Source organism: Brevundimonas sp. TWP2-1 (genome assembly GCF_049897645.1).
GTDB lineage: Bacteria > Pseudomonadota > Alphaproteobacteria > Caulobacterales > Caulobacteraceae > Brevundimonas.
The window spans coordinates 481866-495684 of the sequence record NZ_JAFCWR010000001.1 but is presented as its reverse complement, the minus strand read 5'-3'; the positions used below and the strand labels follow the sequence as shown (position 1 = coordinate 495684).

The 13819-nt window shown below is 65.0% G+C and carries 13 protein-coding genes; 1 reads left to right on the top strand and 12 read right to left on the bottom strand.

Annotated elements, in window-relative coordinates:
• Window positions 1–15: 15 nt before the first annotated feature.
• The 6 genes from frr to dnaE all read right to left on the bottom strand — a co-directional run bounded on the left by frr (window position 16) and on the right by dnaE (window position 7817).
• A complete protein-coding gene (gene frr, locus ACP7BH_RS02530; protein ID WP_135195906.1) occupies window positions 16–573 on the bottom strand; it encodes a ribosome recycling factor in 558 nt (185 codons plus the stop codon).
• Between the two features lie 39 nt (window positions 574–612).
• Window positions 613–1347, bottom strand: a complete 735-nt coding sequence (gene pyrH, locus ACP7BH_RS02525; protein WP_135195905.1) for a UMP kinase — start codon at window positions 1345–1347, stop codon at window positions 613–615.
• A gap of 127 nt (window positions 1348–1474) precedes the next feature.
• A complete protein-coding gene (gene tsf / locus ACP7BH_RS02520; RefSeq protein ID WP_135195904.1) occupies window positions 1475–2416 on the bottom strand; it encodes a translation elongation factor Ts in 942 nt (313 codons plus the stop codon).
• 113 nt (window positions 2417–2529) lie between these two features.
• Complete coding sequence (rpsB, locus tag ACP7BH_RS02515; protein WP_425984002.1) at window positions 2530–3438, bottom strand: 30S ribosomal protein S2; 909 nt, start codon at window positions 3436–3438, stop codon at window positions 2530–2532.
• Between the two features lie 227 nt (window positions 3439–3665).
• Window positions 3666–4262 carry a DUF4142 domain-containing protein gene (locus ACP7BH_RS02510; RefSeq protein WP_409715374.1) on the bottom strand — a complete coding sequence of 199 codons (597 nt, stop codon included), beginning with the start codon at window positions 4260–4262 and terminating at the stop codon, window positions 3666–3668.
• 93 nt (window positions 4263–4355) lie between these two features.
• The gene (gene dnaE, locus ACP7BH_RS02505; RefSeq protein WP_425984004.1) at window positions 4356–7817 is read right to left on the bottom strand and encodes a DNA polymerase III subunit alpha; all 3462 of its coding nucleotides are present in this window, start codon (window positions 7815–7817) and stop codon (window positions 4356–4358) included.
• A gap of 391 nt (window positions 7818–8208) precedes the next feature.
• On the opposite strand from dnaE, the gene msrA reads away from it, so the two are divergent.
• The gene (gene msrA / locus ACP7BH_RS02500) at window positions 8209–8835 is read left to right on the top strand and encodes a peptide-methionine (S)-S-oxide reductase MsrA (protein ID WP_425984006.1); all 627 of its coding nucleotides are present in this window, start codon (window positions 8209–8211) and stop codon (window positions 8833–8835) included.
• Here msrA and ACP7BH_RS02495 read toward each other — a convergent pair whose 3' ends face one another.
• The 6 genes from ACP7BH_RS02495 to ACP7BH_RS02470 all read right to left on the bottom strand — a co-directional run bounded on the left by ACP7BH_RS02495 (window position 8836) and on the right by ACP7BH_RS02470 (window position 13772).
• On the bottom strand, window positions 8836–9540 hold the full coding sequence (locus ACP7BH_RS02495; RefSeq protein WP_425984008.1) for an ABC transporter ATP-binding protein: 705 nt from the start codon (window positions 9538–9540) through the stop codon (window positions 8836–8838).
• Window positions 9533–10819, bottom strand: a complete 1287-nt coding sequence (locus tag ACP7BH_RS02490; protein ID WP_425984010.1) for a lipoprotein-releasing ABC transporter permease subunit — start codon at window positions 10817–10819, stop codon at window positions 9533–9535. Before ACP7BH_RS02490 ends, ACP7BH_RS02495 begins: the two co-directional genes overlap by 8 nt.
• The gene (proS, locus tag ACP7BH_RS02485; RefSeq protein ID WP_425984012.1) at window positions 10816–12132 is read right to left on the bottom strand and encodes a proline--tRNA ligase; all 1317 of its coding nucleotides are present in this window, start codon (window positions 12130–12132) and stop codon (window positions 10816–10818) included. The genes ACP7BH_RS02490 and proS overlap by 4 nt, the downstream gene beginning before the upstream one ends.
• A 76-nt stretch (window positions 12133–12208) precedes the next feature.
• Window positions 12209–12475 (bottom strand): DUF1467 family protein, encoded by a 267-nt coding sequence (locus ACP7BH_RS02480; protein WP_425984014.1) that lies wholly within the window; start codon window positions 12473–12475, stop codon window positions 12209–12211.
• A 9-nt stretch (window positions 12476–12484) separates the two neighbouring features.
• Window positions 12485–12823 (bottom strand): DUF3088 family protein, encoded by a 339-nt coding sequence (locus tag ACP7BH_RS02475; protein WP_425984016.1) that lies wholly within the window; start codon window positions 12821–12823, stop codon window positions 12485–12487.
• A 40-nt stretch (window positions 12824–12863) separates the two neighbouring features.
• Window positions 12864–13772: a hypothetical protein gene (locus ACP7BH_RS02470; protein WP_425984018.1), complete on the bottom strand. Its 909-nt coding sequence runs from the start codon at window positions 13770–13772 to the stop codon at window positions 12864–12866.
• Window positions 13773–13819: the final 47 nt, after the last annotated feature.

Here is a 13819-nt window from a genome sequence, read left to right as displayed (position 1 = left end):
GCCAAGCCGTTTCGCCTAGACCTGCATGATCTCTTGTTCCTTGGTCTTCAAGGCCTCGTCGATGCGCTTGATGGCCGCGTCGGTTTCCTTCTGGACCTCGGTCTCCATCTTCTTCTGTTCGTCCTGGCTGATCTCGCCGGCCTTCTCGGCCTTCTTCAGGTCGTCGTTGGCGTCGCGGCGGACGTTGCGGACCGAAATCTTCTGCTGCTCGGTGTATTTGCCGGCCAGCTTGACCAGATCCTTGCGGCGTTCCTCGGTCAGGGGCGGCACAGGGATGCGTAGCGTCTGGCCGTCGACGATGGGGTTCAGGCCCAGGTTGGCGTTGCGGATCGCCTTTTCGACGGCGACGACCATGCCCTTGTCCCAGACGTTGACGCTGATCATGCGCGGCTCGGGCACGCTGATGGCGGCGACGGCGCTCAGCGGCGAGGCGGAGCCATACGCTTCGACCCGCACTGGCTCCAGCAGGCCGGCATTGGCGCGTCCGGTGCGCAGACCGCTGAACTCTTCCTTCAGGGCGGTGACCGACCGCTCCATGCGGTCGCGATAGGTCTTCAGTTCAGGCTTTGCCATGGTCTTGGTCTCTCTTGTCTTTCCTGGTCACGCAGACGTTCAAGCGACGTCCTGAATGACCGTGAACGTGCCTTCGCCAGTCAGGGTCCGGCGCAGCGAGTTTTCTTCCCGAATGGAGAAGACCACGATCGGTATGCCCGTGTCGCGCATCATGGCGATGGCCGAGGCATCCATGACCCGCAGGTCCTTGGCCAGGACATCCTGATAGGTCAGGGTTTCATAGCGGGTGGCGGTCGGGTCTTTCTTGGGGTCGGCGGTATAGACGCCGTCCACGCTGGTGCCCTTCAGCAAGGCGTCGCAGCCCATTTCGGCGGCGCGCAGGGCCGCGCCCGAGTCCGTCGTGAAGAACGGTGCGCCGACGCCGGCGGCGAAGATCACGACACGGCCCTTTTCCAGATGACGAAGGGCGCGACGACGGATGTAGGGTTCGGCGATGGCGGCCATGGGAATGGCGCTCTGTACGCGGGTCGAGACGCCGATCTTCTCCAGCGCCGACTGCATCGCCAGGGCGTTCATGATGGTCGCCAGCATGCCCATATAGTCGGCCTGTGAGCGCTCCATACCCGCCGCCGCCTTGGACAGGCCGCGGAAGATGTTGCCGCCGCCGATCACCAGGCAGATCTCGACGCCTTCTGCGGCCACGTCCGCGACGGCCTTGGCGACCGCATCGACCGTCTTCATATCGACGCCGAACGACTGATCGCCCATCAGCACCTCGCCGGAAACCTTCAGCAGGACGCGTTTGTAACGGAACGTCGAGGTGGCGTCGGGCATGCGGGAAGGTCCGTTTGACTGCGGCGCCATTGAATCAGGCGGCTTCTTATAGACGAAAGGCGCGCCGGCCATCAAAGCCGAACGCGCCCTTCTGATACAAAACCCTCACGAATGAGGGGAAGATTTCTTAGTTGCCGCCCATCATGGAGGCGACTTCCGACGCGAAGTCGGGGCCTTCGACCTTCTCGACGCCTTCACCCAGCGCCAGGCGGACGAAGCCGGCCAGGTGCAGGTTGGAGGAGCCCAGTTCCTTGGCCGAGTTGGCGACCAGCTGTTCGATGGTCACGTCAGGATCCATGACGAACGGCTGCTTGGACAGCACCACATCCTTCTGGAACTTGTTGATCTGGCCTTCCACGATCTTGGCGATCATGGCTTCCGGGCGACCTTCTTCCTTGGCCTTTTCGGTCAGAACGGTGCGTTCCTTCTCGATGGCGGCGGGGTCCAGATCGTCGGTGTTCAGCGACAGCGGAGCGGTCGCTGCAACGTGCATGGCGATCTTGCGGCCCAGTTCGCGAAGCGCAGTCTTGTCGCCCTCGCCTTCCAGAGCCACCAGCACGCCGATACGGCCCACGCCCGGCGAAACCGCGTTGTGGACGTAGGTCGAGACGACGCCTTCCGACACCGACAGGCGGGCGGCGCGGCGCAGTTGCATGTTCTCGCCGATGGTGGCGATCATGTTGGTCACTTCGTCCTGGACCGTCTTGCCGGCTTCCAGTTCGGCGCCGTGCAGGGCTTCGACCGAGTGATGGTCCAGACCCAGTTGGGCGAACGACTTGGCGGCGTTCTGGAACAGTTCGTTGCGGGCGACGAAGTCGGTTTCCGCGTTGAACTCGATGGCGGCGGCGACTTCGCCCTTGCCGTCTTCCTTGGACGCCACGGCGACCAGGCCTTCAGCGGCGACGCGGTCGGCCTTCTTGGCGGCCTTGGACAGGCCCTTGGCGCGCAGCCAGTCGATCGATGCTTCGATGTTGCCGTCGTTTTCGACCAGCGCCTTCTTGCAGTCCATCATGCCGACGCCCGAACGCTCGCGAAGTTCCTTCACGAGGGCGGCAGTGATCTCGGCCATGTTCTTCTCCTTGGGGGATTTCGTATGTGGGAACGGCCGGGCTGATGTAGCCCGGCCGTGTGTCAGTTCAACGCACGGCCTTCACCTTAAAGCGGGAAGGCCTAAGGGCAGTCTCAGACTGCGGCCTTCTCGGTTTCGACGGCGTCGTTCGCTTCCGAAGTGGCGGCTTGCGCCGCTTCGTCGGCGACAGCCGGTTCAGCAGCGGCTTCCAGTTCGGCGGCGACCGATTCAGTGCCGGCCGGAGCGGCGTCGGCTTCGACCGGGGTCGAGGCTTCACGCAGCATGGGCTCTTCCGGATTGATCGCAGCGCCCAGGTCCACGCCCGAGGCCGAAGCGCCGGCGGCCAGGCCGTCCAGGACGGCGTCGGCGATCAGGTCGCAATAGGTCTGGATGGCGCGGGCGGCGTCGTCGTTGCCGGGGACCGGATAGGTGATGCCGTCCGGATCCGAGTTGGTGTCCAGGATGGCGATGATCGGGATGTTCAGCTTGCGAGCTTCCTGGATCGCGATCGCTTCCTTGTTGGTGTCGATCACGAACATGATGTCCGGAATCGAACCCATGTCCTTGATGCCGCCCAGCGACAGTTCCAGCTTGTCCTTCTCGCGCTCCAGGTTCAGCAGCTCCTTCTTGACGCGGCCTTCGCCGCCGTTCTCAAGGATGCCTTCCAGTTCGCGCAGACGAGCGATCGAGCCCGAGACGGTGCGCCAGTTGGTCAGCGTGCCGCCGAGCCAACGGTTGTTCATGTAGTATTGGGCGCAGCGCTTGGCGGCTTCGGCGACCGGCTCAGCGGCCTGGCGCTTGGTGCCGACGAACAGGACGCGGCCGCCCTTGGCGGCGACGTCACGCACGGCCACCAGAGCCTGGTGGAACAACGGCATCGTCTGCGACAGGTCGATGATGTGGATGTTCGAGCGCGAGCCGAAGATGTAGCGGTCCATCTTCGGGTTCCAGCGGTGCGTCTGGTGGCCGAAGTGAGCGCCTGCTTCAAGCAGGGTGCGCATCGAGAATTCTGGCAAAGCCATGATCGTTCAGTCCTTTTTCCGATCAAACGTGGCGCGGGGGATTAAAGGTCTGACGACCCTCGGAATGGTGCGTCTCAGGATTTCTCCCCGAGATGCGCCTCACCCGCGTTGCGAAATGCGGGGGCCGTGTAGGCCGGATGGGCCGCAATAGCAAGCGTCGCCTCGCCAAATGCAAGAAAGGCGGCCCCTTTCGGGACCGCCTTTCCAAGATCGATAGACGGCTTTCGCTAGTTCATCGCATCGAGCAGCGCTTGGGCGCGGTCACGATGGGCCGTGACGGGCGCGATCAGTTCGCGAGCCAGGGTCGCGAGCGCCGGCGCGTCTGTATTGTCGTCAAAGCCGTTGAGCAGCGTCAGGGTCTCGTTATGAGCGGCGACCTGCTGGTCCAGATAGACCTTGTCGAAATCGCCCGGCGTGGCGGCGTTCAGATTGTCGATCAGCCCCTTGCGACGCTCGTCAAGAGCGGTCGGGATAGCGACGTTGGGCGCAGCGGCCGCGGCGGCCGTTCCAAGCTTCTCACCCGCAGCCGTGTGATCCTTGGTGATCATGGCGGCCAGCGCCTTGACGTCGGCGTTGGTCGATTTGGCGGCGGCGATCTTGGCGGCTTCAAGCTCGTACATGTTGCCGGTGCCCAGGCCCGTGACGAAGCCATCGACGGTATTGGCGCCCATGGTCATGGCGGAGGTCTGGCCGACGACGCCGGAGGTGGCGTCCTGCGTCGCGTTGACGGCTTCGCTGGTGTTCTGGGCGGCGCTGTCGCCACCTTGGTTGCAGGCGGCGAGAAGGGCCAGCGAGGCGACGCTGGCGATGGCGAGATATTTCATTGGAACAGTCTCCCTATGCACTGACCAAACCCATCACGCCCCCGTGAGGTTCCGAAATATCAATAGCTTGACCATACCCAAGTCTGTCGCGGCCTAGGCGTCCTCCAGCATCACCACGCCCGGCGCGGACTTCAGCGCGCCGCGCAGGGCGCCGTCCAGCCGGTAGCGGCCGGGCAGTTTGACCTCGACCTCCTGGCGGCCCTCCAGCGAGGCGACAAGAGAAATCTCGCCACCCTTGCCGATGGCGCCGGAGCGGGCGCGTTCCAGCCGGGCCTTCAGCGCTTCGGCGTCCGCGCTGCGCGCCGAAACGTGGATGCGCAGGCCGATGTTGGCGTCGTCCAGAAGGTTGTCCATGCGCGAGGCGTCGTCGCCGAAGAAGCGGACCTCTCCTTCCGACGACTTGGCGCGCACCCGCACCATGACCGAGGCGCCGGGCTCCAGCACTTCGCGGCATTTGCGCAGTTGTTCGGGCGGGAATAGGCATTCGAACTCGCCCGTGGGGTCCGAGAAGGTGACGAAGGCGAACTTCTCGCCCGTACGCGCGCTGGCCCGCTCCTGTTTGCGACGCACGACCCCCGCCATCTGGAAGGCCTCGTGGCCGGCCTCGGCCAGGGAAATGGCTTCGGCAACGAAGGTGACGCGCTTGCGCTTCAGGGCCGAAGTCATCTCGTCCAGCGGGTGACCGGACAGATAGAAACCGACCGCCGAGAGTTCGTGATCCAGCCGTTCCGGCCCGACCCAGGGTTCGACCGTCTTCAGACGCGGACGACCGGCGTGGGCCTGGTCCCCGCCGAACAGGCTGACCTGTGACGAAGCGCGCTCGGCCGCCACGCTCTGACAATAGGCCATCAGCACGTCGGCCTGTTCCAGCAACTGACGCCGGTTGGGGTGGATGCTGTCGAAGGCGCCGGCCTTGGCCAAGCCTTCCAGCGCACGTTTGTTGACGCTGCGCGGATCGACGCGTTCAAGGAAGTCGAAGATATCGGCGAAACGACCGCCTGTCTCGCGAACCTCGATGACGTGTTTCATCGCCTCCAGGCCAACGTTGCGGATCGCGCCCAGAGCGTAGAGCACCGCCCCCTTGTCGTCGTCGAAGGCCACATCGAAGTCCGCCGACGAGCGGTTGATGTCGGGCGACAGCACCGGCACCTCGAACCGTCGCGCGTCCTGATAGAAGACCGCCAGCTTGTCGGTGTTCGACAGGTCCAGGCTCATCGAGGCGGCGAAGAACTCCACCGGCTGGTTGGCCTTCAACCACCCCGTCTGGAAGGAGATCAGCGCATAGGCGGCGGCGTGGGACTTGTTGAAGCCATAGCCCGCGAACTTGGCCACCAGATCGAAGATGGAGCCGGACTGCGCCTCGGGCACCGTCTTTTCAAGCGCGCCCGCGATGAAGCGCGCCCGCTGGAAGTCCATCTCCTCCTTCTTCTTCTTGCCCATGGCGCGCCGCAGCAGGTCGGCCTCGCCCAGGCTGTATCCCGCCAGGATCTGGGCGATCTTCATCACCTGTTCCTGGTAGATGATGACGCCGTAGGTCTCGGTCAGCACCTCCTTCAGGCTGGGGTGCAGATAATCCACCTCGGCCCGACCGAACTTGCGGTCGATATAGGTATCGATCATCTCCATCGGGCCCGGCCGATAGAGCGAGATCAGGGCGGTAATCTCTTCGATCGAGCCGCAGCGCATCTTGCGCAGGGTGTCGCGCATGCCCTGGGATTCCAGCTGGAACACCCCGACCGTCTGGCCCGAAGCCATCAGCTCATAGGTGCGCGCGTCGTCCAGCGGCAGGGTGTTCCAGTCCTTGGCCGCGCCACGCCGTTCCAGATAGGCGCGCGCCCGGTCCAGCACAGTCAGGGTCTTCAGGCCCAGGAAGTCGAACTTCACCAGACCCGCCGGCTCGACCCATTTCATGTTGAACTGGGACGCCGGGATGGTGGAGCGTGGATCCTGATACAGCGGCACCAGTTCAGTCAGCGGCCGGTCGCCGATGACGATGCCGGCGGCGTGGGTCGAGGCGTTGCGATACAGCCCCTCCAGCTCCAGCGCCGTTTCCAGCAGGGTGCGAACCGCCGGCTCGGCGTCCCTCGCCTCTTTCAGACGCGGTTCCAGTTCGATGGCCTGGGCCAGGGTAACGGGCGCGGCCGGGTTGTTCGGCACCATCTTGCAGAGCCGGTCCACCTGGCCCAGCGGCATCTGCAGCACCCGCCCCACGTCGCGCAGCACGGCCCGCGCCTGAAGCGTGCCGAAGGTGATGATCTGGGCCACCCGGTCCTTGCCGTAGCGGTCTTGCACATAGTCGATCACCTCCTCACGCCGCTCCTGACAGAAGTCGATGTCGAAGTCGGGCATGGAGACCCGCTCGGGATTCAGGAACCGTTCGAACAGCAGGCCGAACCGCAGCGGATCCAGGTCGGTGATGGTCAGCGACCAGGCGACCAAGGACCCCGCGCCGGAGCCCCGCCCAGGCCCCACGGGGATGCCGTGGGTCTTGGCCCATTTGATGAAGTCCGCCACGATGAGGAAGTAGCCCGGGAACCCCATCTGCTGGATGATCCCTACCTCCCATTCCAGACGGCTCCAGTATTCCGCCTCGGGAAAGGCCGGCGTGACCTCGGTCAGGCGGACCTTCAGCCCCTCGCGCGCCTGGTGCGCCAGTTCGTCGGCCTCGGACCGCCCTGCCCCGGTGTCGAACCGCGGCAGGATGGGCGCGTGGGTGTTGACCAGGAAGGCGCAACGGCGCGCGATGTCGATGGTGTTGTCGCAGGCCTCGGGCAGGTCGGCGAACAGTTCGCGCATGACGGCGGCCGGCTTGAACCAGTGCTCGCCCGTGATGCGACGGCGATCTTCCTGGCCGGTGAAGGCGCCGTCGGCGATGCACAGCAGGGCGTCATGCGACTTCGCCTGCGCCGCCTTGGCGTAATAGACATCGTTTGTGGCCACCAAAGCCGTGTCGTTGGCGTATGCCCATTCGACCAGACCCGGCTCGGCCCGCTTCTCGTCATCCAGCCCGTGGCGCTGAAGCTCGACATAGAAGCGGTCGCCGAAAGCTGCCTTCATGGTCGCCAGGGTCGTGGCGCCTTCAGCTTTATTCCCTTGGGCGAACAGCGGATCGACCGGGCCGTCCGGGCCGCCGGACAGCAGGATCAATCCTTCGGAACGCGCGACAACCTGTTCCCAAGACACGCCCGGCTCGGCCATCTCGCCTGCATCCAGATAGGCTGACGACGACAGCGCACACAGGTTGAGCCACCCGGCCGTATTCTGAGCCAGCACCACCACGGTCGGGACCTTGGCCCAGCGGGCCTTGATCTGACCGCCGATGCCGAACACCGGCAGGGCGCAGGCCACTAGAGGCTGGACGCCCGCCTCCTTGGCCGTCTGGCTGAACTCCAGCGCGCCGAACAGATTGGCCCTATCCGCGACCCCGACCGCCGGCATGCCCGCATCGGCGGCCAGCTTGCCGACCTTGGCGGCCTTGATCGCGCCTTCGAGCAGCGAATAGGCCGAGCGGACCCGCAGATGGACGAAACCCTGACTGTTCACCGGCTCGCTCACACCTTCTCCGACCTCGACCCTGGATGGGCTGCCTATCCTGACCTGAGTCTCATATCGGGCGACGTGCGAACATCACAAACCCGTCCTCGCCCCGATGGGCTGTGGATAGGCCCGGTTCCGACGGCGCGGATGAAAAACAGAGTCTGAATCGTCTCAATCGTCTGAAATCAGGCCGCAGTGACGCTGATCGCCACGGTCCAGGCCATCCACACGAAACCGCCGCACGACGCTAGCGACAGCATATCCCTCATCAAACGCGGCATGGTCTCGGCTCCTGCTCACTCAATTTGTTCCGGTAATGTTCTATGTTGGCTTTTTGTTCTCGTCAACTGGCTTCACTGAAACCATCGGCGCGGCGCCGTCGTATGATGAAGGACATTGGAGACAACCCATGCTGAACCGCAGAGCAGCCCTCGCCCTCTTCGCCGCCGCAACCCTGACCGCCACCGGCGCCGCTGTTGTCCACACGAGCCAGGCCCAGGCGCGATCCGCCGGCCTGCAGACGGCCATCTTTGCGGGCGGCTGTTTCTGGTCCGAGGAAAAGGCCTTTGACGACCTGCCCGGCGTGCGGTCAGCGGTGTCCGGCTTCGTCGGCGGCCATACCGCCAATCCGACCTACGAACAGGTGGTGCGAGGCGGCACAGGTCATATGGAGGCCGTTCAGGTCACGTTCGATCCGCAGGTCGTCAGCTATCGCGCCTTGGTGGATCGCTACTGGCGCACCATCGACCCCACCGATCCAAATGGTCAGTTCTGCGATCAGGGGCCGTCGTATCGGGCCGCCGTCTTCGCCACGGGCGCCCAACGTGCCGACGCCGTCGCCTCTCGCGATGCAGCCATGCGGATCTTGAGCAAGAGCTTCACTACGCCGGTCGTCGGCCTTCAGCGGTTCTGGCCGGCGGGGGCGGAGCATCAGGACTATGCCAAGCGACACGCCGCCAGCTATCAGGCCTATCGGGTCGGTTGCCGCCGCCCTGAACGCCTGCGGGCGATCTGGGGCGACGCCGCCGTCAGCTGATCAGTAGGCTTGGCTTTGGGCCGCGCGCTCCTCCAGATGGCCGTCCTTCAGGGCGAAGACGCGGTCCATATGGCCGGCCAGCTCCATATTGTGGGTGGCGATCAGGGCGGCGACGCCCGTGTTCTTGGCCAGGTCGCGCAGGGCTTCGAACACCGACTGGCTGGTGGTCGGATCCAGATTGCCGGTCGGTTCATCCGCCAGCAGCAGACGCGGCCCATTGGCCAGGGCCCGGCCTATAGCGACCCGCTGCTGTTCCCCGCCCGACAACTGAGCCGGCTGGTGCGTCAACCGCTCGCCCAGACCAAGCGCCGTCAGGGTGATTTCGGCGCGTTTGCGAGCCTCGTCCTGGGGCAGGCCCGCGATCCGCATCGGCAAGGCCACGTTGTCGCGCGCGTCGAACTCGGGCAGCAGGTGATGAAACTGATAGACGAAGCCGATCCGTCCCAGACGCAGGCGGGTGCGCGCACGCTCGTCCAGATTTCCCACCTGTTCGCCGTCGATGGCGACCGTGCCGCTGGTCGGTTTCTCCAACAGGCCGGCGGCGTGCAGCAGGGACGACTTGCCCGAGCCCGACGGGCCGATCAGCCCGACCAGTTCGCCCGGAAACACGTCCAGATCGACACCCTTCAGGACGGTCAGGCCGCCCTGGGCGGTGTCATAGGTGCGGGTCAGGCCGCGCACCGACAGGATCGGAGCCTTACTCATAGCGGAGCGCCTCCACGGGATCGATGCGAGACGCGTTCCAGGACGGCGGCAGGCTGGCGATACAGCTCATCAGCAGCGACCAGAAGGTCACCCAGGCGACGTCGGCCGGATCAACCAGGGCCGGAATGGCGTCCAGCATATAGACGTCGGAATCGAACAGCTTGGTCTGCAGCACGAACTCCAGGAAATGCTGGATCGAGCCGATGTTCCAGCAGAACAGCAGCCCCAGCACCAACCCCGCGATCGTGCCCGCCACCCCGATCATGGCGCCGGCCATGAAAAAGACCCGCAGGATGGACGACGGACTGGCGCCGATGGTGCGCAGGATGGCGATGTCGCGGCCCTTGTTCTTCACCAGCATGACGATGCCGGAGATGATGTTCATGGCGGCGATGGCGACGACCAAGCCCAGGATGATGCTCATGGCCACGCGCTCGACCTTCAGCGCGCCATAGAAGGCGGCGAGGCGCTCGCGCCAGTCATTGACGACCGCGCCGGGGCCGGCCGCATCGCGGATGGCGGCGGTCAGGGCGCCGACCTGATCGGGGTCATCGACCTTGATCTCGATGGCGTCCCAAACGCCTTCCTTGCCGAAGAAGAGCTGCTGCTGCTCCAGCGGCATAAACATGAATGCACGGTCGTAATCGGCTGCTCCCGAGCGGAACAGACCTCCGACGAAATAGGTCTTCTCTAATCCGCCGAGATTGCCGAAGGCGCTGTCGGCGCCAGTCGGCGAGTAGACGGTGATCGGATCGCCGACACGCAAACCCATCGAAGTCGCCAACGCGGCGCCGATCAACACACGGTCCCCGCCATAGGCGCCTTGACCAAAGGAAGCGCGTTCCTGCGGAGTCAGGCTATCGAAGACATATTGCGTCTTGGCGAGATCCTGCGGGCGGATGCCCTTTACCATTACACCAGTCGTATAGCCGCCGACACGGATCAGGCTCTGGGCCTCGTTCAGCGGGTTGACGCTGTAGACGCCGGGGATCGCCTCGATCTTGGCCAGGACCGCGTCACGATCCGGCGAGGTCAACACCGGACCTTGCACATACATGTGCCCGTTGAAGGCCAGCATCCGGCCCAGCAGTTCGCTGCGGAAGCCGGACATGATGCTCATGACGCTGATCAGGACGGCGACGGCCAGCATGATGCCGATGAAGCTGATGACGGCGATGGTGGCGACCCCGCCCTCCTTGCGCTTTGCGCGCAAGTAGCGGAGGGCCAGGCCGATCTCCCACGAGGAGAAGGCGCCGGAAGGACGGGACGGCAGGCTCAAGCGGTCAGCCTTTCGATGGCTTCGGCTAGGGGCACGGAGACCTTCTCGCCGGTGGCGCGACGCTTCAGCTCGACCACGCCGTCGGCCAGGCCCTTGGGACCGATGGTCAGTTGCCACGGCACGCCGATCAGGTCGGCGGTGGCGAACTTGCCGCCCGGGCGTTCGTCGGTGTCGTCGTACAGCACGTCCTTGCCGACCTTTTCGAGCTGGGCGACCGCGTCCTCGCACGCGGCTGAGACCGCGGCGTCATTGGCGCGCAGATTGATCACGACCACGTCGAACGGGGCCACGGCGTCGGGCCAGATAATGCCGCTCTCGTCGTGGCTGGCCTCGATGATGGCGCCCAGCAGGCGCGATACGCCGACGCCATAGCTGCCCATATGGACCTCGGCGTCCTGGCCGTCGGGTCCTGCGACCTTGGCCTTCATCGGGGCGGAGTATTTCGTGCCGAAATAGAAGATGTGGCCGACCTCGATGCCGCGCGCCGACAGGCGGTCGCCCTCGGCGGTCTGAGCCTCGAACTGGGCCGTGTCGTGCATTTCCTCGGTCGCGGCGTAAAGCGCTGTGCGCTCATCGACGATGGATTGAAGATCGTCCCAGTCCACATCCGCGCCGGGCGCGGGCATTTCGACCAGGGCCTTGTCGCAGAAGACGGCGCTCTCGCCGGTCTCGGCCAGAACGATGAACTCGTGGCTCAGGTCGCCGCCGATAGGGCCGGTGTCGGCGCGCATCGGCACGGCCTTCAACCCCATGCGGGCGAAGGTGTTCAGATAGGCCACGAACATGCGGTTGTAGGCCTTGCGGGCCGAGGCCTCGTCCACGTCGAAGGAATAGGCGTCCTTCATCAGGAACTCGCGACCGCGCATCACGCCAAAGCGAGGACGGCGCTCGTCGCGGAACTTCCACTGAATGTGAAACAGGTTCAGCGGCAGCGATTTGTAGGACTTCACATAGGCCCGGAAGATGTCGGTGATCATCTCCTCGTTGGTCGGCCCGTACAGCAGCTCGCGCTCGTGCCGGTCGGTGATGCGCAGCATCTCGGGGCCATAGGCGTCGTAGCGGCCGCTCTCGCGCCACAGGTCGGCCAGTTGCAGGGTCGGCATCAGCAGTTCGACCGCCCCGGCCCGCTGCTGCTCCTCACGGACGATCTGCTCGACCTTGCGCAGCACCCGCAGGCCCAGCGGCAGCCAGGCGTAGATGCCGGCGGCCTCCTGCTTGATCATGCCGGCGCGCAGCATCAGCTGGTGCGAGACGATCTGGGCGTCCGAAGGGGCTTCCTTCAGCGTGGGCAGGAAAAAGCGCGACAGGCGCATGATGGGAATCCTAGGCGTAGAGACGGAACAAGGCTTTAGCCGCTGGACCGGGGCGAAAGCTAGGCCGGGTTGCGGTTTAGACGGCCGGGCCGTTGGCGAAGTTCGGCAAGGGCAGCCAACCGGTGAAGATCAGCACCATGACGAACACCCACACCAGGGCCGAGACCCAGGTGGTGGTCACGAACTTCTTCTTCAGGTTCGGCGTCGTGGGCGCCCCCCATTGCGTGCCGTCGGTCGGCGGCTCGTGCGTCTCGCGCGACGTGCCCAGCGGCAGCACGGCGAACAGCACCGTCCACCAGGCGATGATGTAGATGCCGACCATGGTGAAGACGCCGATGGGCATGATGGACCTCTAGGGATGGGGCCGGCCGACGCCGTATCGGGCGGCCAGATAGGGGGCGATGGCGTGATCCTGAAGGAAGCGACGGCCGGTCGTTTCGCTGACCTGTGCGTCAGGCCAGTCGAGCGTATCGTCCAGGATCAGGATGGGGCAGCTTTGATGTGTCTCGCCGACCTGGTCGATGACCGGCTGACGCGGACGGGGATGGTCGAGATAGACGACCTCCAGCACATCACGAAGCTGAGGATAGAAGGCCAGCACGCCCTCGATATAGGCGCCGGGCGGGCAAAACCACGGTCCACCCTGGTCGTCGTGCCAGTCGGGGTTCAACAGGAAAAGTCGCTCGGCCATTTGCGTGGATATATCCGAGTTGAGCCGATTGTCGCGACCGCTATTCGCATTCCGCCCCGAACCCCGGCGCGCGAAGGGCGAGCAGGATCGACGATCGCGCCTGCTGGGTGATCGCACCCGAGCCTTGCAGCACACAGCCGACAGCCGTGTTGGAGTTCGGCGCCAAGAGACCATAGGTCAGCCCCTCGGCCGCCAGTCGCGCCTGCGCGCCCTTCAGCATCTCGACGGCCGTGGCGACGCTGGCGGGATCGTTGGTGATGCGGGTCATCTCGTGCAGCGCCTCGCCCGAACTGGGGAAGTCATAGGCGTTCGGATCGAACGGCGCGATCTCGGCGGACAGGCGTTCGGGGTGGGTATCGATGCCGAACTTGGCGTTCTGGCTCGCGGAAAAGGCGATGGCCGGCCCGCTCTCGGGCACCACCAGAATATAGGCGTGGCGCGGAAACAGCAGATAGTGGGCCATGAACTTGGTCACCGGCACCAGAGGCATATCGTCCGGCCCCAAGGCGTGGGCGCCGACATAGACGCCGCTCGGCACGCTGCGCGCATCGATCCGGCCGTTCAGCTTCAGGATCCGATCCACCATCACATGGTCGAGCAGGAAGACGCCGTCCTCTGCCTCGCGCTCCAGGAAGGCGTGGATGGCGACGGTGTCGGGCGCCGGCCCCAGGTCGCGGCCATAGACGGTAGGAAAGGCCGTGGGCGACATGGGTGCGCCGTCAGGCGGACTGAACCACAGGACGCGCAGTTCATGGACCGTGCGGGACAGCGGATCTTCGCCACGAAACGTCGATAGGCTGAGGACCAGATTGACGGCGGCGAACAGGGCGACGAAGCCGACCATCCCCTGCCCCACGATAAGCGCCCACCGCCGCCAGCCGTGCAACGGATGGCGGGCATGGCGCACACGTTCCAGCAGGCGGCGCGCGCGGGTGGGTTTGTCAGACATGGGTTCCCCCGACCATTCAGGCGCAGGAAATGCGCCCGAACGGTCAA

What these genes read in the sequence shown, in the direction of transcription:
- rpsB (WP_425984002.1), bottom strand. Translation starts at nt 3,438, where the DNA reads ATGGCTTTGCCAGAATTCTCGATGCGCACCCTGCTTGAAGCAGGCGCT.
- proS (WP_425984012.1), bottom strand. Translation starts at nt 12,132, where the DNA reads ATGCGCCTGTCGCGCTTTTTCCTGCCCACGCTGAAGGAAGCCCCTTCG.
- ACP7BH_RS02475 (WP_425984016.1), bottom strand. Translation starts at nt 12,823, where the DNA reads ATGGCCGAGCGACTTTTCCTGTTGAACCCCGACTGGCACGACGACCAG.
- ACP7BH_RS02480 (WP_425984014.1), bottom strand. Translation starts at nt 12,475, where the DNA reads ATGCCCATCGGCGTCTTCACCATGGTCGGCATCTACATCATCGCCTGG.
- frr (WP_135195906.1), bottom strand. Translation starts at nt 573, where the DNA reads ATGGCAAAGCCTGAACTGAAGACCTATCGCGACCGCATGGAGCGGTCG.
- ACP7BH_RS02495 (WP_425984008.1), bottom strand. Translation starts at nt 9,540, where the DNA reads ATGAGTAAGGCTCCGATCCTGTCGGTGCGCGGCCTGACCCGCACCTAT.
- msrA (WP_425984006.1), top strand. Translation starts at nt 8,209, where the DNA reads ATGCTGAACCGCAGAGCAGCCCTCGCCCTCTTCGCCGCCGCAACCCTG.
- tsf (WP_135195904.1), bottom strand. Translation starts at nt 2,416, where the DNA reads ATGGCCGAGATCACTGCCGCCCTCGTGAAGGAACTTCGCGAGCGTTCG.
- ACP7BH_RS02510 (WP_409715374.1), bottom strand. Translation starts at nt 4,262, where the DNA reads ATGAAATATCTCGCCATCGCCAGCGTCGCCTCGCTGGCCCTTCTCGCC.
- pyrH (WP_135195905.1), bottom strand. Translation starts at nt 1,347, where the DNA reads ATGCCCGACGCCACCTCGACGTTCCGTTACAAACGCGTCCTGCTGAAG.
- ACP7BH_RS02470 (WP_425984018.1), bottom strand. Translation starts at nt 13,772, where the DNA reads ATGTCTGACAAACCCACCCGCGCGCGCCGCCTGCTGGAACGTGTGCGC.